This window comes from Bacillus sp. K2I17 (assembly GCF_002209985.1).
Taxonomy (GTDB): domain Bacteria; phylum Bacillota; class Bacilli; order Bacillales; family Bacillaceae_G; genus Bacillus_A; species Bacillus_A wiedmannii.
Genome location: NZ_NJGF01000015.1, coordinates 104066 through 120595 on the forward strand (window position 1 = coordinate 104066; position 16530 = coordinate 120595).

Below are 16530 nucleotides of genomic sequence, written 5' to 3' on the forward strand. Positions count from 1 at the left end.
GGATTTTTCACATATGAACAGCTCTTGGCAATTCATAGTACATATTCGTTATACATAATGTTTGCTCCATCCATTGTTCAATTTCTTTCGTGTACATTTCTATGAAAAATGTCTCAGACGGAAAAGAATGCAGCACTTCTGATATATATTGTGGATATAAAAACGGCATATTCATCATACCTTTTAATTGCGTCATAAACATTGTAAAAGATACCTTTTTAAACTCTTGCTTCATTTGTCCCTGTCTAATCATTTGCTCTATATAATATCTTTCTTTAGAAAAGTAAATGGTCATCACTTCGCGAATTAATGTCGTATCAAGTGAAAGCTCTCGGTAGAAGAAACGTGTCAGTTCCCTATTTTCAAATTGATATCGTAAAATCTCACGCACCATTTGCACCATCACATCTTTAGCCGACAAATATTCTCTCTGTTCGAACGACATTTCAATCACATGAATATATCCTTCTAAAAAGTCAGTAATAAGCTGTTCTAATAAACCTTGCTTTCCAGCAAAATAATATGAAATATTCGCTACATTCACATCCGCTCGCTTTGCAATTTCTCGCACCGACGTTCCATCATAACCTTTCGTGTTAAACAACGATATTGCCGCATCAATTACTTTTTGTTTCGTCTGTTTCATGCGCTCACTTCCTCTCACTGAACAGCTATAGTTTAAATTTCTTGACTTTTAAGACAAATTCCTTTAATTTTCTATCGACAAAGTCATGTGAAATACATTGTATTTTGCTAATATTTTACACATCTCGATAAAAAGGGAGTTGTTTCCATGTTTACAAAAGAAAGTTATGCAGGTTCTCGTGAAGAGCAATACGAGACAGTAATTAAACAACTGGATGCATTATTAACTGGCGAACCGAACGTAGTCGCAAACTTATCAAATGCGTCCGCATTATTAAATCAATTTTTAGATCGTGTGAATTGGGTTGGCTTTTATGTAACAGACGGAAATCAGCTTGTTCTTGGACCTTTCCAAGGAATGCCTGCTTGCGTGCGCATTCCATTTGGACGAGGCGTTTGCGGCGTTGCAGCTGAAACAAAAACAACGCAGCTTGTAGCAGACGTTCACCAATTTCCAGGACATATCGCTTGCGACAGTGCTTCGAATTCAGAAATCGTTGTACCGATCGTGAAAGAAGGAAATGTCATTGGTGTACTTGATATCGATAGCCCTGAAAAAAATCGTTTTGATGAAGTAGATCAGCGCTATTTAGAAAAGTTTGTGGAAACACTCCTAAAACATATTTAAAAAAGAAAAGAGTGAGTTATCGATTGCGTACATCACGTACGAAACCGATAGCTCACTCTTTTTTATTGATTACTAACAGTAGATACTTTCTTTAGTGCCTGTTCTAAATCAGAAACGATATCTTCCCATGATTCTAAACCGACAGATAAACGTATTAAATTATCGTAAATACCCATTTCTTGTCTTAGCTCAGTTGGAATCGCAGCGTGTGTCATCGTTGCTGGGTGCTGAATTAACGTTTCTGTATCCCCTAAACTTACGGCAATTGTAATAAAGTGAAGGTCATTGATAAACGCTTGCGTCTCTTCTTTTCCGCCTTTAATTGAAAAAGAAATCACACCACCGCCCCGTTTCATTTGGCGAGATGCTAACTCCCCTTCTGGATACCAAACACCTTCTACCGCATCATGATTTTTCAGAAACGAGACAATTTTTTCTGCATTATCACAATGACGGTCCATCCTTACCGCTAACGTCTTTAATCCACGTAACAATAACCACGCATCAAACGGCGCCATAATGCCGCCGATATCTTTACGCATCGGGCGAATTTTTTCAGCTAATGCTTTCGTTTTACAAATCGTTACACCCGCCACAACATCGCCATGACCACCAATATATTTTGTCGCACTATGAACAACCGCATCACAACCAAGTTCAAGCGGTCTTTGTAAATAAGGTGAACAAAACGTATTATCAACAACGACAAGTAAGCCATTTCGCTTCGCAACCCGAATAACTTGTTTTAAATCGATTAATTTCATCGTTGGATTAATCGGTGTTTCAACGAAAATAATCTTTGTATTCGGACGGATTTTATTTTCGACATCATCCTCTGTCTCCATATCACAAAACGAATGCGTAATCATAAATTTCTCTTCTAACACTTCTAAAAAACCGTACGTGCACCCGTATAATCCATTTGAACAAATAATATGATCTCCAGCTTTTAAAAAGCCAATTAACGTTGCTGAAATAGCTGCCATTCCTGATCCGAAAGCAAGTGCTTCTTCTCCTCCTTCTAACACCGCCATACGTTCTTCAAATAATTTTACAGTTGGATTTCCAAGTCTTGAGTAAATATAAGACGGATCCACTCCCGCAAAACTCGCCTCTCCTTGCTGCGCAGTCTCAAATGTAAATGTAGACGTTTGAAATAACGGTGGTGTTAAACTTCCTTTATGTTCCTCAGATGTATACCCGTGATGAATTAACGCTGTCTCCATATGCTTCTTTTTCATAAAAACATCCCCTTTTATGTTTTTATTCCCGCATATTCATCAACAAAAAATTAATGAACATTTTTTACTATATTTTATGTAAGCGTTTCATTTGTGTTTCTATCACTTCTTTTATATCGTTTTAAATTCCTTCTTGTTCATTTCCAAAATTTATATGCATAAAACAAAAACGTACTTGCTTGACGAAACTCTGGGTAAAAGATATAATAGCGTTTGTGTAAAATAAAAAGGCAGCCTTGTAATGTGAGTTTATCGTTTGTATTTTGTTCCTCTACGGAGGTGTATCTCGTAACTCCCTGCTGCTGGAGCGAAGGTACATGAAAACAAAATGCCCGTAAATATCGATTACGTCTGTTTTTATTTTACGTAAATAAAAACATTTTTAAAGGAGGAGTCAACTATGGCTCGTTATACAGGTCCAGCTTGGAAACTGTCTCGTCGTCTTGGAATCTCTCTAAGCGGCACAGGAAAAGAATTAGAAAAACGCCCTTACGCACCAGGTCCTCACGGTCCTAACCAACGTAAGAAACTTTCAGAATACGGTTTACAATTACAAGAGAAACAAAAACTTCGTCACATGTACGGCATGACTGAGCGTCAATTCCGTCGCACATTTGACCAAGCAGGTAAAATGCCTGGTAAGCACGGCGAAAACTTCATGATCCTTCTTGAAGCTCGTCTTGACAACCTAGTTTACCGTATGGGCTTAGCTCGCACTCGTCGTGCAGCTCGCCAATTAGTAAACCACGGCCACATCACAGTTGATGGATCTCGCGTAGATATCCCATCTTACCGTGTAAAACCTGGTCAAACAATCAGCGTTCGCGAAAAATCTAACAGCCTTGTTGTTGTTAAAGAAGCGATCGAAGTTAACAACTTCGTACCAGAATACTTAACTTTCGATGCTGATAAATTAGAAGCTACTTACACTCGTCACGCTGAGCGTTCTGAGTTAGCAGCTGAAATCAACGAAGCATTAATCGTAGAGTTCTACTCTCGTTAATGACAAAAAGCCAATCCTCTGGATTGGCTTTTTTCGTTTATATATAAAATAAAATTATTTATTTTCCTCTTGTTGAACGTATACATAAGCATCTTTCTGCTCTTTATGTACATCCACCTTCGAATTCTCTGCAAGCTGACCCGCGTTTAGCAAAGAAAAAATAATGAGCGCTTCTAGTGACATTTTGTTTTACCACTCCTTTCTAGTTGTTATACATTTATCATACCGCTTACATGTGATTTCCGTATGAACTCGAAAAGGAGATTACAACAAAAAGGTTACAGGAATACGAATGCACGCTATAATAACCATAAAATAGGGGGTTGATTCATTTTGACAATAAATCAAATGGTTCAATTAGGTAGTGCATGTATGCTGTTTATTACTTCCGCACTTATTAATTGGTATCAGGGAAGTAATTTAATAGATGATCCTGATGAATGGAAATATAGCGCTAAGTTTACGAATTACTTTAAAGGCACCGTTTCAAGTTACGAAGATATTTATCAAATCGATTTCTTTATATATGCAGCAAAATTTTATCCAACAGCATTTATTGTTATGCTCAGTAGCTTACTTTATATGCTCATATTAATTCTTCATATTCTATTTACAAGAACTCGTAAGGTAATCTAAATTCATACATAAAAAACCCGAATCATAAACTTTTCAGCCTACAATTCGGGGTACTATTTGTTTTATATTCGTTTCTGATTAGTAACGAATTAAGAAATATTTCTTTTTACCGCGGCGAATGATTGTGAATTTACCTTCGATGCGGTCGTTTTCTGTTACAACGTAGTCTAATGCTTGTGTACGCTCACCGTTTACGTAGATTGCGCCGTTCGTTACATCTTCACGTGCTTGACGTTTTGATGGAGAGATTTTGCTTTCTACAAGTAAGTCGATTAATACTGTATCTTCTGCAGTACGTTCTACAGATGGTACGTCTTTGAACCCTTGTTCGATTTCGCTTGCAGTCAGTTCTGCTACAGAACCGCTGAATAATGCAGCTGAAATTTTAATCGCTTGCTCTAATGCTTCTTCGCCGTGAACAAGTTTTGTCATTTCAGCACCTAATGCTTTTTGTGCTGCACGTTTTTCTGGTGCTTCAGCTACTTGCTTCTCAAGCTCAAGAATTTCTTCATGAGATAAGAATGTGAAGTATTTTAAGTATTTAACAACGTCGCGGTCATCTGTGTTAATCCAGAATTGGTAGAACTCGTAAGGAGTTGTTTTTTCTGGGTCTAACCAAATTGCGCCGCCTTCTGTTTTACCAAACTTCGTACCGTCAGATTTCGTAACTAGTGGAATTGTTAAACCAAATGCTTTCGCATCTTCTTCTGATTTACGGATTAATTCAAGACCAGCTGTAATGTTACCCCATTGGTCACTACCACCGATTTGCAAGCGGCAATTATGGTTTTGGTATAAGTTTAAGAAGTCGTATGATTGTAAAATCATATAACTAAACTCAGTGAATGAAATACCAGTATCTAAACGAGATGCTACTGTATCTTTTGCTAACATATAGTTTAAACCGAAGTTTTTACCGATATCGCGTAAGAATGAAATTACATCTAAGTTACCAAGCCAGTCATAGTTGTTAGCCATTGTTGCTGGGTTGTCCACGTTTTCAAACTCTAAGAAGTTTGAAAGTTGGTTTTTAATGCTTTCTGTGTAGTAAGCAACTGTATCTTTCGTATTTAATGTACGTTCTGCTTTTTTACCACTTGGGTCACCGATCATACCAGTACCACCGCCAACAAGTGCGATTGGTTGGTGACCAGCTAATTGGAAGCGACGTAACATTAATACTGGTAACATATGACCGATGTGTAAGCTATCCGCTGTCGGATCGAAACCACAGTATAATTTAACGCTTTCTTTTTCTAATAATTGCTCAAGTCCCTCAGCGTCTGTTTGCTGATTAATTAGACCGCGAAATTCAAGATCTTGTAAAATACCCATATCCTACATACTCTCCTTTAAGTTCATTACTGGCGTGAAGGTTGAAAACATAAAAAAATCGCCCCTTCAAATAAGGGACGATTTTGATTATCGCGTTACCACCCTAGTTGCAGGCAAAAAAAAGCCTACCACCTTATTTACATAACGGCTTAGCACCGTCTTTTCCCTTTTGAATACAATTCAATCGAAAAAAGATGCTCTAGGGGCGTAATTCGCGATCATCTATGTGCTGATTTTCACCGGCCATCAGCTCTCTAAAACAGGGAAATGATCACTACTTCTCCCTTTCCACGCTCAATTATTCATATACTTTTCTTTATACCATCATTTATATAGGCGTGTCAAATAGAGGTCGGGTTTCTCTCCTTGCCAATCCTTTACAACGTCACAAAGAGTATCGTAACAAGGGAAAGAATTGGAACCCCAACTAATAACGACACATGAAATACAACCGATAAATCATTCCCAATCGTCGCCTCCACAGGATCTTTCGCTGGAGAACCAAGAAATCCGATTAATCGATCGAAGCGACTTACCGTTTTTGGAAAATCTGGTATCTCTACATGATCACTATCTAAATGCTGCTTTAATTTACATTCACTCTTAAAGGGATTTTCGCTCAATTTCATCCACCTCCAGCAATTGTTTCAATTTCTTTATCCCGTTATGGAGTCTCGATTTCACTGTTCCAATCGGAATGTTTAATATCTCCGCAATCTCTTTTTGCTGCATATCATGATAATAAGAAAGAATAAGGACAGCTCGCTGTTCTTCAGGAATTTTCAAAATCGCTTCTCTTACTGTGAGCCGATCTTCGTGAGAAAATTCCTTTTCCTGAATCGGCACTAAAAATGGCAAAAGCGTACGCCACTTTTTTCTTCTATTTAATTTATTAATCATGAGACGATAACCAATTTGAAATAAATACGTTTTTATTTTGTCTTTTTCAAGTTCATACATATGTTTCTTACGCTCTAGCGTCAAAAACGTATCTTGCACAAGATCGATACTTAATTGTTCATCTCGATTAAATCGATACAAAAATGTGTATAGCGCTGGTTTGATTAAAACATATAGTTTTTCCCCAGCCTGCTTATCTCCACTTTGATACGCAAGCATGAGCTCCTCCTCACTCCCAATCTGCGCCATGATTTTTGATCTCCTTTATTCCTTTTAACGTTAATGAAATACGGGAAATTAAATATGCACTTGCGACAATAATCCATACTTGCGATTGATTTGTAAAAAATTGAACATACGGGTTTTGTATTGTATGGCCGGTTGAAACTAAAATATTTAATGCTTGCACACATATGCATGCATACACTGCAAGACAAGCCGAAATCGTATCAAATACATTCCAGCGAAAATACACTTTTGTTTTTGTAAAATCAATTTTATATCCATTTTTCCGTACTATATGTTTTCTATCAAACGGAATAATGATGGAAAACATAACAATCATCATGACCCCAGCGGTAATCATTGATACTTTAAATCCGATTGGCATCGGTAATAGCAAACCACAAGAAAATACGACTATAATTCCAATTAAAGCAAAAGCAAGAAGTAATTTATTAGACATAAAAAAGCCTCCCTCATCTATTCTTTCATAAATGTATACAGACGAGGAAGGCACTTCGTTCAAATATTATTTTATTTTTTTAATAATCTTCGCAGGATTTCCGCCAACTACTACATTATCCGGCACATCTTTCGTTACAACGGCGCCAGATGCGATCACCGCATTATCTCCAATTGTTACACCAGGATTAATAATCGCTCTTCCGCCAATCCATACGTTATCACCAATTGTAACTGGTTTTCCGTATTCCGATCCGCTTATGCGCTCTACTGGATCAAGCGGGTGTGTTGCTGTATAAATGTGAACTCCTGGAGCTAACATACAGTTCACTCCGATTGTCACCGGGCATACGTCTAAAATGGTACAGTCAAAGTTCGCGTAAAAATTTTCGCCAACGTGAATGTTATAGCCATAATCACATCTAAAAGAAGATTCAAGATGAATGTTATCTCCAGTCGTTCCGAATAGTTCTTTTACGATTTCGCTACGCTCTTTTAATTGTACTTCTGGCGTTTCATTTAATTTTCTCGTTAATATACGAGCTTGCTCCCTCTCTTGAACTAAAACTGGATCAGCCGGTATGTACATTTCTCCTAGTATCATCTTTTCTTTTTCTGTTTTCATTTTATTACCCCCTTTAACTTATATATATAAGTTAATAATAACATAAAAAAAGGTCTGAACGTTATTTCGTTCAGACCTTCCTCTCTTAATCTTCCATCGTTGATAAGTCACCTGTTGGTAAGTTTAATTCCCACGCTTTTAATACGCGGCGCATAATTTTACCACTTCTCGTTTTCGGTAATTTATCTCTAAATTCAATTTGTCTTGGCGCTGCATGAGCTGCTAGGCCTTTCTTTACAAATTGACGAATCTCTTCTTTTAATTCATCAGATGGTTCGTATCCTGCTCGAAGCGCGATAAATGCTTTAATGATTTCTCCGCGCACTGGATCAGGAATACCAATTACACCAGCCTCTGCAACAGCAGCATGCTCGATTAATTTGCTTTCTACTTCAAACGGACCAACTCGCTCACCTGACGTCATAATTACATCATCAATACGCCCTTGGAACCAGAAGTATCCATCTTCATCCATATAAGCAGAGTCACCTGATACGTACCAATCTCCCGGCATAAAGTAAGATTCATACTTTTGCTGGTTATTCCAGATTCCACGCATCATCGCTGGCCAACCTTTACCAATTGCTAAGTTACCCATTGTGTATGGAGGAACTTCATTTCCTTCATTATCAACAATCGCTGCTTTCACACCTGGAATTGGTTTACCCATTGAACCTGGACGGATTTCCATACAAGGGTAGTTACAAATAACTTGTCCACCTGTTTCTGTCATCCACCACGTATCATGAATACGAAGTCCAAATGCGTTCATACCCCAGCGAATTACTTCTGGATTTAACGGTTCACCAACGCTTAATACGTGACGAACTTGTGATAAATCATATTTTTTAATTGCGTCTTGTCCAGCTCCCATTAACATACGGAACGCTGTTGGCGCACTGTACCAAACTGTTACACCGTAATCTTGCAGTGCTTCATACCACGCTTCTGGACTAAAGCGGCCACCTAAAACAACATTTGATGCCCCAACTAACCACGGTGCGAAAATACCGTAAGCTGTTCCAGTTACCCAGCCTGGGTCAGCTGTACACCAATATACATCGTCTTCTTTTAAATCTAATACCCATTTCGCCGTTTGATGGTGCTGCACCATTGCATTTTGCGCATGAAGCACACCTTTTGGCTTACCGGTAGAACCAGACGTGTAATGTAGAATTAAACCATCTTCACGGCCTAACCATTCAATATGTAATTCTTTTGAAGCTTGTTCAAATAAAGGATTGAACGCTACCGTTTTACCGCCTTCTTCTACATTATCTCCAACAAGGAAGACTGTTTTTAAAGCAGGTAAATCATTTAATGGTACGCGCTCTAACAATTCAGGAGTTGTAATTAACACCTTCGCTTCGCTATCTTCTAAACGATCGCGAACTGCGCCTTCCATAAATGCTTCAAATAGCGGACCAACGATTGCTCCTAATTTCACTGCACCTAAAAGTGCAAAATATAATTCTGGAGAACGCGGCATAAAAATAAAAACGCGATCGCCTTTTTCTACATCGCCATAATTTTTCAGGACGTTTCCTGCTTTATTAGAAAAATCCTTCATTTCCTTAAATGTATATTTCTCTTTTCGCGATCCATCTTGATAATAAAGGGCTACTTTATTTTTACGATCGGATTTCGCATGCTTATCAATTGCCTCATACGCCATATTTACTCGGCCTGTTTCATTCCAAGTAAAGTTTTTATTAACCTCTTCCCAGTTAAAATTCGCGTATGCCTCATCATAATTCGGCAAATTATTTTCTCCTTTAATGACAGGAAGCGTTTCTACTTTCATACTTTACATCCCCCTCCTATGTATTCTATTATCTATTATAATGATATTATTTAAAATTTTCAGTATATTTGTTGATTTTTAGACAAATTTTTAATGACAAATTTCGATTCACATCGCATATATTATAAAGTACGATATTAATAGATTCACAAACCCTCAAGGTGGTGAGTAATACATTGATTCATAAAAAAATATATAATGCTAGAAACTTAAAAACAGCGAAAGGCACTTTAATTATTGAAGGTCCTGTCTCTACACATAACTTAGAAATGTATGAATTTCATCCGGATTTAGTTGCGTTTCGTCCTGCCGAGCAGCAATATAAAGCAATTGTCGAAATTTCTAAATTACCAGAAGCTCGTCTCATTATTGCAAGACATGACCAAACGATTGTTGGATATGTTACATACTTATATCCTGATCCGCTCGAACGATGGTCAGAAGGAAAGATTGAAAACTTAATTGAACTCGGGGCAATTGAAGTTGTCCCCGCCTTCCGCGGTTGCGCTGTCGGAAAGAACTTATTAGAAGTTTCAATGATGGACGATTATATGGAAGATTACATTATATTGACGACTGAATATTATTGGCACTGGGATTTAAAACAAACAGGCTTAAATGTTTGGGAGTACCGAAAAGTAATGGAAAAGATGATGAATGCTGGTGGCTTACAATGGATGGCTACAGATGATCCTGAAATTTGTTCACATCCTGCTAACTGTTTAATGGTCCGCATCGGTAAACGCGTTGATACGGATTCTATTCAAGCATTTGATCGTCTACGTTTTCACAATCGTTTTATGTATTAATAAAGGGGGCAACTGGAATGATTGTAGAAGAAATTATGAATCAAGATGTGGTGACACTACATCCAAACGATACAATCGAAACAGCAATCCGAACGATACGCACGAAAGGCATTCGGCACATTCCAATTGTCGATCAAAATAATCATGTCGTAGGCATTATTTCTGATCGGGATGTAAGAGATGCAAGTCCGTCTATTTTAGATGAACAAGTTTCACTCGATATGCTGAAGCAACCACTTGAACTTATTATGAAACATCCTGTAATGACTTGCCATCCTCTCGATTTCGTTGAAGAAATTGCTACTTTATTTTTTGAAAATAAAATTGGCTGTCTCCCTGTTACAAAGGCTGGCAAGCTAGTTGGAATCATTTCTGAATCTACTGTACTGCACACGTTAGTAAAATTAACAGGAGCACATCAACCAAGTTCACAAATTGAAATTCAAGTAAAAAACGAACCTGGGATTCTTGGAAAAGTCGTTGCTATTTTTAGTGATTTGCAAATAAATATCGTGAGCGTTCTCGTCTATCCAGCAAAAGATGAGAATGATAAAGTACTCGTTTTCCGCATTCAAACGATGAATCCGCTAAAAGTGATTGATGCACTTGAAGCAGAAGGCTACCGCGTATTATGGCCGAACATTATGGGGATGCAAGCATGAGTAGCGCGTTTATTTATTCGGATGACTTTCGGGGCTATTCGTTTAGCCCTGATCATCCTTTTAACCAACTACGCGTCACACTTACGTATGATTTATTACAAAAGGGCGGTTTTATCTCTCCCTCCCAAATCATCTCACCACGGATGGCTACAGATGAAGAGATCGCCTACGTTCATACAGAGGAGTACATAAATGCGGTAAAACGTGCTGGAGAAGGTAAGTTAGAAAAATCAATTGCGATGACATATGGACTCGGAACAGAAGATACACCGATGTTTCCAAATATGCACGAAGCAAGCGCATTACTCGTTGGCGGTACGTTAACTGCTGTCGACGCTGTTCTTTCCGGGAAAGTAAAACACGCGCTTAATTTAGGCGGTGGCTTACATCATGGCTTCCGCGGCAAGGCATCTGGCTTTTGTATTTATAACGATAGTTCCATCGCAATGAAATATATACAGAAAAAATACGGTTTACGTGTTTTATATATTGATACAGATGCTCATCACGGTGATGGTGTACAGTGGTCTTTTTACGACGATCCTAACGTATGCACCATTTCACTACATGAAACTGGGCGTTATTTATTCCCTGGAACTGGTGCTGTAAATGAACGCGGACAAGGTAATGGCTATAGTTATTCTTTTAACGTTCCACTCGATGCCTTTACAGAAGACGAATCGTTTTTAAATTCATATCGCACTGTCGTAAAAGAAGTTGCCGCATACTTTAAACCGGATATTATTTTAACGCAAAACGGCGCTGACGCACATTATTACGACCCACTTACACACCTTTGCGCAACGATGAATATTTACCGTGAAATACCGAAGCTCGCTCGCGAAATCGCTAATGAATATTGCGAAGGTCGCTGGATCGCTGTCGGCGGGGGTGGCTATGACCACTGGCGCGTCGTCCCAAGAGCTTGGGCACTCATTTGGCTCGAAATGAACAACATCCAAAACATCTCAGGTTATCTCCCTCCAGAATGGATTGACGCTTGGAAAGGACAAGCTGAAACAGAACTTCCCCTCACATGGGAAGATCCAGACAACATGTATAAACCGATCCCCCGTAAACCAGAAATTGAAGAAAAGAACGCATTAACTGTAACGAAATCCCTTGAAATAATTCGGAATAATATGACAAAATCTTTGTACTAAACGAAAAGGAGGCTCGTTTTTGAATAGCCTCCTTTTATTTATAGCTTGCTATTATTGTCGGTTTCTGTCGGTAAGTCGATATATCTTGAGATTCGCTGATATATTTTAATAACCGCCGATATATTTCGAAAATCGCTGATATATTTTATTTCATAATTAAGTGGTCCAACTTTTATGAGAAAAGGTCGTGATATTATGTAGACACAACAAATAATCAACACGAAACGTGGCACATTTGAAATCTTTACAAAAGGAAATGGCGAACCGCTTTGCATTACACATCACTATTCACAATTTAATGAAACTGGTGATTACTTTGCGAATGTTTTCACTGCTACGCATCGTGTATTCCTCATTAATTTACGAGATGCTGGTAACTCAGCAAAAGCCAATTCAGAAAAAGAATTAAGTATGATTGAAACCGTTCACGACTTAGAAGCAATACGGGAAGCTTTACAACTCCCAACATGGCATTTCGCTGGTCACTCAACAGGCGGTATGCTTGGACTTTTATATGCAATTACATATCCAAATTCCTTACAATCATTAGTCGTGGCCGGAGCTGCAGCAAGTAATTATACCGAAACACCATTTTGCATTTATCACCCAGCACATCCTCAGTTTCATTATATGCAACAGCTCATCGAAAACTTAAAAACCCCTCACCTTACAAGTGAAGAACGGAAAGAACTATCTACTAAGAGGACAAAATTATCATTGTATAAACCAGAAAACTACAACTCTTATTTTTGTAAACCAATCCAAAAAACAATGTCCGCTAGCCGGATGAATGCTTTCGCCAATGAATATCCTTCATTTGATTTAAGAGAGCATTTACCTTCCATCCAAACAAAGACTCTCATTATATGCGGAAGACATGATGTACAGTGCCCGATCGAGTATTCTATTGAGATGCATGATGGCATACGTAATTCTATCTTTGTGATATTTGAGAAGAGTAACCATTATCCTTTTTTAGAAGAATCTGCTCAGTTTACTTCTACTACTCAAACATTTTATAAATCGTTGCACTAGTACCGCTATTATTAAGGAAAGCTCACAGTCTCTATAAGACTATGAGCTTTTTCAAAAGAAATATTTCACACTAGAAACAACAAGAAGAACAAAAAAATCATTAAACCTACATCAAGTAATACTGCCTTTTTATCGCCTTCTTTTAAACTTATCATAAAACTAGAAATTATTTTAATTCCAAAAAAGACCATCATAAATAGCCCACCGAAATGATCATTCGTAGAATCTTCATCATAAAACATTTGTATTGCACCGATAATTAATAAGATAAGTATGATATTGGTTCCAATCTTTAAAGCCTTGTTTGATTTATTATCTTTTAATGTATCTCCCAAAATGTAGCACGCCCTCTCATGCTCTCCTATGTTTTATCTCTCTTTATATTTTAACATAAATTACCTATTATTTCCTTTTTCGTTTGAATAACATAAAAAACCTGCCAATTACTCGGCAGGTACATTACACGTTAAAGCGATAACCAGCTCCCCATACTGTTTCAATATATTGCGGGTGGGCGGGATCTCTTTCAATTTTTTCGCGTAGTTTTCTAATGTGAACAACGACAGTAGCTAAATCACCAGCTGAGTCTAGTCCCCAAATACGTTCAAATAACTGTTCTTTATTTAATACTTGGTTTGGATGCGTTACAAAGAATGTTAATAAATCAAATTCTTTCGTTGTAAACGCAATTTCTTCATTGTTTATAAAAACTTTTCTCGCTCGCTGATCAATAGAAATTCCGTGAATGTATAACGTATCACGTTGCTTACTCACATTTCCTGATAATCTTTCATAACGAGAAATATGTGCTTTTACCCTTGCGACTAATTCACTTGGACTAAACGGCTTCGTTATATAATCATCCGCGCCTAAACCGAGTCCGCGAATTTTATCTATATCTTCCTTCTTTGCTGAAACAAGTAAAATTGGAATGTCTTTTATAGCACGTATTTGTTTACAAATTTCAAAACCATTCATTTTCGGAAGCATAATATCTAAAATAATTAAATCATAGTCTTCCTGAAGAGCCATTTGTAGACCTACTTCTCCTGAATGTTCTACATCGACTTGAAAATCACTAATTTCTAAATAATCTCGCTGTAATTCTGCAATACTTATTTCATCTTCTACTAGTAAAATTCTCTTCATTCTACTCACCACATTCCTGTACTTTTTTCAATGAGAAGAAAATACTTGTACCTTCCCCAAGATTACTTTCCGCCCAAATTTCTCCACCATGTTCTTTAACAATTTGCTTCGCTATCGCTAAGCCAAGTCCACTTCCACCTGTGCTAGAATTTCGCGATTGCTCTGCACGATAAAACCGCTCAAATATATACGGCAGCGTATCAGCTTCTATACCTGCCCCATTGTCCATCACTTTCACAATAACTTTATTGTTATCACTCAATACTGTTACAGTAATTTTCTTCTCTTCTTTATCCATGTATTTCACACTATTATGAATTAAATTTGATATCACTCTATTTATCTTTTCGCAATCAGCCGTTACATATAGTGGTGATGAATGTAATTGTAAGTAAACTTCTATACCTTCCTCACTTAAATCCATCTGCATCTCTTCTAATAATTCCTGCATAAACACGTTTAACTCTATCGTTTCAAACTGAAAGGGAACTCGATTCAAATCAAGCTTCGAAAACAAAAAGAGCTCATCAATAAGTGTATCCATATGTTTTGCCTTCGTATGAATGGTCGTTAAATACTTATCCATTTTCTCTGGCGTATTTGCGACTCCATCTTTTATGCCTTCTACATATCCGATAATAGATGTGATCGGTGTTTTTAAATCATGAGATATATTGGAAATGAGCTCTTTTCGATTTTCTTCATACTGCGTTTGCATCTCTATCGACTCTTTTAATTTCTTTCTCATTTCCTCAAACCCTTGATTTAATTGCCCGATTTCATCATGGGATGTAACTGGAATTTGAAAATCTAAATTCCCTTCTTTAATTCTCCCAGTCGCATCTTTCAACACAAAAATTGGTTTTATCACACTTCTTGAGACGAAATAACTTACTAATCCAATGAGTAATATCGCTAACAGTAAAAGTGCTACGAATAAAATTGGAAATAATTTTTGTGTAAGATCTACAAATGAACTTTGCCTTTTTAGTACAAATATACTCCCTTCTTCATCTCCGGGAAAATAAAAATCAAATTTTACATATCGATAAAATGTATCGCCTAGTTCTGTTGTACCACGACTATTAATATTTGCTGATTCAAATTTCGGAATGGCTTCTTTTAAAGATACACCTTCAAATATTTTTGTAGCATAAGAAATGATTTCTCCCTTTCTTACAACTATTTTCACCCCTTCTTTTTCAAGTGATGAAACGAACGATTCATCTAATAGTTGTGATTGATTTTTCTTTGCCGCTAATTTCAATTCAATATACGTATTCTCTTCTTCTGGCGTAAGCGGTTTTTGAATATAGGAACTTTTATAGAAATTTTTCACTGATTCCAAGTCTCCTGTTATAGAAAAAACAATTAAAAATCCCGCGACTAATATGAGCGTGATGGAAACGAGAATAACAGCGATATAAGAGAATAAAAATCTTGTTTTAATAGACATATGTTACATCCTCACTTTAACAAACCATGTTATTCATAAGCATAAAAATATATGTTCAAATACTCAAGCGATTTTATAGTAATTTTAGCGTCAGTTTATAAAAATTTAATGTTCTTCTTTTACAGTTGAAATGAGGAGGTTGAAATTCCATGTTCAAAAAAACATTAAGCATGTTATGTTGCGTAATTTTTTTACAAGGTTGCTCACAAGAACAAGAAGTTAAAAAGGAGATGACAAGCATGGAGACAGCGCTACACGGTGCTGATGTAAATATTCCAGACAACGATGGTGTTACCCCGTTAGAGCATGCTCGCGCTCATAACTTTGAAGAGATAGAGAAGATTTTGTTAGAAGGACGTAAGTAAAAAGCTAATTTTTGCCTTCCTCTCCCATCCTATGCTACATTTAAGCCGTTACATCAATATTAATAGGGTAACTAACTGTTACGATTTATTTAACAAATTATAACCAAAGTTAATTAAATATATCAGTAAGCCCTGCTAGTCAAGTGATTGGCTAGTAGTGAGGGTTAACTGCGGGCAATCCCTAAAGCTGATTGAACTACAACGTGGCTAGAAATGGTGAGCGTGAATGTTGCGAAAGCAGAAAAAATCAATCAGATGGTGCAAGGTTAAATCCTAAACACTAGAACAATGGGTCTTCCGCCTCGAATCATCTAAGTCAAAAGTGATAAGATGAACGTTCAACGACTATCTCGTATAACTGACGAGAGTACACCACAAGCCTATGGTGGT

At 37.2% G+C, this 16530-nt stretch carries 20 protein-coding genes and 1 other annotated feature; of the genes, 8 read left to right on the plus strand and 12 right to left on the minus strand.

Annotated elements, in window-relative coordinates; translation table 11 throughout:
• Nucleotides 1–7: 7 nt before the first annotated feature.
• Nucleotides 8–646 (minus strand): forespore capture DNA-binding protein RefZ, encoded by a 639-nt coding sequence (refZ, locus tag CER22_RS18145; RefSeq protein ID WP_087985414.1) that lies wholly within the window; start codon nt 644–646, stop codon nt 8–10.
• A 147-nt stretch (nt 647–793) separates the two neighbouring features.
• Here refZ and CER22_RS18150 point away from each other — a divergent pair, with 147 nt between their 5' ends.
• Nucleotides 794–1273 carry a GAF domain-containing protein gene (locus CER22_RS18150; RefSeq protein WP_087985415.1) on the plus strand — a complete coding sequence of 160 codons (480 nt, stop codon included), beginning with the start codon at nt 794–796 and terminating at the stop codon, nt 1271–1273.
• Between the two features lie 62 nt (nt 1274–1335).
• Here the strand turns inward: CER22_RS18150 and megL are convergent, their stop codons facing one another.
• On the minus strand, nt 1336–2514 hold the full coding sequence (megL, locus tag CER22_RS18155) for a methionine gamma-lyase (protein WP_088609304.1): 1179 nt from the start codon (nt 2512–2514) through the stop codon (nt 1336–1338).
• 400 nt (nt 2515–2914) lie between these two features.
• Here megL and rpsD point away from each other — a divergent pair, with 400 nt between their 5' ends.
• Nucleotides 2915–3517 (plus strand): 30S ribosomal protein S4, encoded by a 603-nt coding sequence (gene rpsD / locus CER22_RS18165; protein WP_000135322.1) that lies wholly within the window; start codon nt 2915–2917, stop codon nt 3515–3517.
• 54 nt (nt 3518–3571) lie between these two features.
• On the opposite strand, the gene CER22_RS18170 is transcribed toward rpsD, so the two are convergent.
• Nucleotides 3572–3700 (minus strand): transporter, encoded by a 129-nt coding sequence (locus tag CER22_RS18170; protein WP_087985417.1) that lies wholly within the window; start codon nt 3698–3700, stop codon nt 3572–3574.
• A gap of 150 nt (nt 3701–3850) precedes the next feature.
• On the opposite strand from CER22_RS18170, the gene CER22_RS18175 reads away from it, so the two are divergent.
• The gene (locus tag CER22_RS18175) at nt 3851–4153 is read left to right on the plus strand and encodes a YjdJ family protein (protein ID WP_088609305.1); all 303 of its coding nucleotides are present in this window, start codon (nt 3851–3853) and stop codon (nt 4151–4153) included.
• A 78-nt stretch (nt 4154–4231) separates the two neighbouring features.
• Here the strand turns inward: CER22_RS18175 and tyrS are convergent, their stop codons facing one another.
• The 6 genes from tyrS to acsA all read right to left on the minus strand — a co-directional run bounded on the left by tyrS (nt 4232) and on the right by acsA (nt 9501).
• Nucleotides 4232–5488, minus strand: a complete 1257-nt coding sequence (gene tyrS, locus CER22_RS18180) for a tyrosine--tRNA ligase (RefSeq protein ID WP_046956195.1) — start codon at nt 5486–5488, stop codon at nt 4232–4234.
• A 70-nt stretch (nt 5489–5558) separates the two neighbouring features.
• Nucleotides 5559–5788: a binding site (T-box leader), on the minus strand.
• Nucleotides 5789–5865: 77 nt separating this feature from the next.
• Nucleotides 5866–6111: a hypothetical protein gene (locus CER22_RS18185; RefSeq protein ID WP_088609306.1), complete on the minus strand. Its 246-nt coding sequence runs from the start codon at nt 6109–6111 to the stop codon at nt 5866–5868.
• Complete coding sequence (locus CER22_RS18190; RefSeq protein WP_088609307.1) at nt 6092–6637, minus strand: RNA polymerase sigma factor; 546 nt, start codon at nt 6635–6637, stop codon at nt 6092–6094. The genes CER22_RS18185 and CER22_RS18190 overlap by 20 nt, the downstream gene beginning before the upstream one ends.
• On the minus strand, nt 6618–7073 hold the full coding sequence (locus tag CER22_RS18195; RefSeq protein ID WP_088609308.1) for a hypothetical protein: 456 nt from the start codon (nt 7071–7073) through the stop codon (nt 6618–6620). Before CER22_RS18195 ends, CER22_RS18190 begins: the two co-directional genes overlap by 20 nt.
• Nucleotides 7074–7139: 66 nt before the next feature.
• Entirely contained in the window at nt 7140–7697 is a 558-nt protein-coding gene (locus tag CER22_RS18200) for a maltose acetyltransferase domain-containing protein (RefSeq protein WP_000845594.1), read from the minus strand.
• 85 nt (nt 7698–7782) lie between these two features.
• Entirely contained in the window at nt 7783–9501 is a 1719-nt protein-coding gene (acsA, locus tag CER22_RS18205) for an acetate--CoA ligase (RefSeq protein WP_016130337.1), read from the minus strand.
• Between the two features lie 176 nt (nt 9502–9677).
• Here acsA and acuA point away from each other — a divergent pair, with 176 nt between their 5' ends.
• The 4 genes from acuA to CER22_RS18225 all read left to right on the plus strand — a co-directional run bounded on the left by acuA (nt 9678) and on the right by CER22_RS18225 (nt 13170).
• On the plus strand, nt 9678–10310 hold the full coding sequence (acuA, locus tag CER22_RS18210; RefSeq protein WP_063222474.1) for an acetoin utilization protein acetyltransferase AcuA: 633 nt from the start codon (nt 9678–9680) through the stop codon (nt 10308–10310).
• 17 nt (nt 10311–10327) lie between these two features.
• Complete coding sequence (locus tag CER22_RS18215) at nt 10328–10972, plus strand: acetoin utilization AcuB family protein (protein ID WP_000634566.1); 645 nt, start codon at nt 10328–10330, stop codon at nt 10970–10972.
• A complete protein-coding gene (gene acuC / locus CER22_RS18220) occupies nt 10969–12135 on the plus strand; it encodes an acetoin utilization protein AcuC (RefSeq protein WP_000092828.1) in 1167 nt (388 codons plus the stop codon). Before CER22_RS18215 ends, acuC begins: the two co-directional genes overlap by 4 nt.
• Nucleotides 12136–12345: 210 nt before the next feature.
• Nucleotides 12346–13170: an alpha/beta fold hydrolase gene (locus CER22_RS18225; protein WP_088609309.1), complete on the plus strand. Its 825-nt coding sequence runs from the start codon at nt 12346–12348 to the stop codon at nt 13168–13170.
• A gap of 65 nt (nt 13171–13235) precedes the next feature.
• On the opposite strand, the gene CER22_RS18230 is transcribed toward CER22_RS18225, so the two are convergent.
• From CER22_RS18230 to CER22_RS18240, 3 genes are all read right to left on the minus strand, one after another.
• Nucleotides 13236–13505: a hypothetical protein gene (locus CER22_RS18230; RefSeq protein WP_088609310.1), complete on the minus strand. Its 270-nt coding sequence runs from the start codon at nt 13503–13505 to the stop codon at nt 13236–13238.
• Nucleotides 13506–13629: 124 nt separating this feature from the next.
• The gene (locus tag CER22_RS18235) at nt 13630–14319 is read right to left on the minus strand and encodes a response regulator transcription factor (RefSeq protein ID WP_000821767.1); all 690 of its coding nucleotides are present in this window, start codon (nt 14317–14319) and stop codon (nt 13630–13632) included.
• A gap of 1 nt (nt 14320) precedes the next feature.
• Nucleotides 14321–15775: a sensor histidine kinase gene (locus tag CER22_RS18240; RefSeq protein WP_088609311.1), complete on the minus strand. Its 1455-nt coding sequence runs from the start codon at nt 15773–15775 to the stop codon at nt 14321–14323.
• Between the two features lie 149 nt (nt 15776–15924).
• Between CER22_RS18240 and CER22_RS18245 the strand changes: the two genes are divergently transcribed.
• The gene (locus tag CER22_RS18245; RefSeq protein WP_088064581.1) at nt 15925–16140 is read left to right on the plus strand and encodes an ankyrin repeat domain-containing protein; all 216 of its coding nucleotides are present in this window, start codon (nt 15925–15927) and stop codon (nt 16138–16140) included.
• Nucleotides 16141–16530: the final 390 nt, after the last annotated feature.

What these genes read in the sequence shown, in the direction of transcription:
- refZ (WP_087985414.1), bottom strand. Translation starts at nt 646, where the DNA reads ATGAAACAGACGAAACAAAAAGTAATTGATGCGGCAATATCGTTGTTT.
- CER22_RS18150 (WP_087985415.1), top strand. Translation starts at nt 794, where the DNA reads ATGTTTACAAAAGAAAGTTATGCAGGTTCTCGTGAAGAGCAATACGAG.
- megL (WP_088609304.1), bottom strand. Translation starts at nt 2,514, where the DNA reads ATGAAAAAGAAGCATATGGAGACAGCGTTAATTCATCACGGGTATACA.
- rpsD (WP_000135322.1), top strand. Translation starts at nt 2,915, where the DNA reads ATGGCTCGTTATACAGGTCCAGCTTGGAAACTGTCTCGTCGTCTTGGA.
- CER22_RS18170 (WP_087985417.1), bottom strand. Translation starts at nt 3,700, where the DNA reads ATGTCACTAGAAGCGCTCATTATTTTTTCTTTGCTAAACGCGGGTCAG.
- tyrS (WP_046956195.1), bottom strand. Translation starts at nt 5,488, where the DNA reads ATGGGTATTTTACAAGATCTTGAATTTCGCGGTCTAATTAATCAGCAA.
- CER22_RS18190 (WP_088609307.1), bottom strand. Translation starts at nt 6,637, where the DNA reads ATGGCGCAGATTGGGAGTGAGGAGGAGCTCATGCTTGCGTATCAAAGT.
- CER22_RS18195 (WP_088609308.1), bottom strand. Translation starts at nt 7,073, where the DNA reads ATGTCTAATAAATTACTTCTTGCTTTTGCTTTAATTGGAATTATAGTC.
- CER22_RS18200 (WP_000845594.1), bottom strand. Translation starts at nt 7,697, where the DNA reads ATGAAAACAGAAAAAGAAAAGATGATACTAGGAGAAATGTACATACCG.
- acsA (WP_016130337.1), bottom strand. Translation starts at nt 9,501, where the DNA reads ATGAAAGTAGAAACGCTTCCTGTCATTAAAGGAGAAAATAATTTGCCG.
- CER22_RS18215 (WP_000634566.1), top strand. Translation starts at nt 10,328, where the DNA reads ATGATTGTAGAAGAAATTATGAATCAAGATGTGGTGACACTACATCCA.
- acuC (WP_000092828.1), top strand. Translation starts at nt 10,969, where the DNA reads ATGAGTAGCGCGTTTATTTATTCGGATGACTTTCGGGGCTATTCGTTT.
- CER22_RS18235 (WP_000821767.1), bottom strand. Translation starts at nt 14,319, where the DNA reads ATGAAGAGAATTTTACTAGTAGAAGATGAAATAAGTATTGCAGAATTA.
- CER22_RS18240 (WP_088609311.1), bottom strand. Translation starts at nt 15,775, where the DNA reads ATGTCTATTAAAACAAGATTTTTATTCTCTTATATCGCTGTTATTCTC.
- CER22_RS18245 (WP_088064581.1), top strand. Translation starts at nt 15,925, where the DNA reads ATGTTCAAAAAAACATTAAGCATGTTATGTTGCGTAATTTTTTTACAA.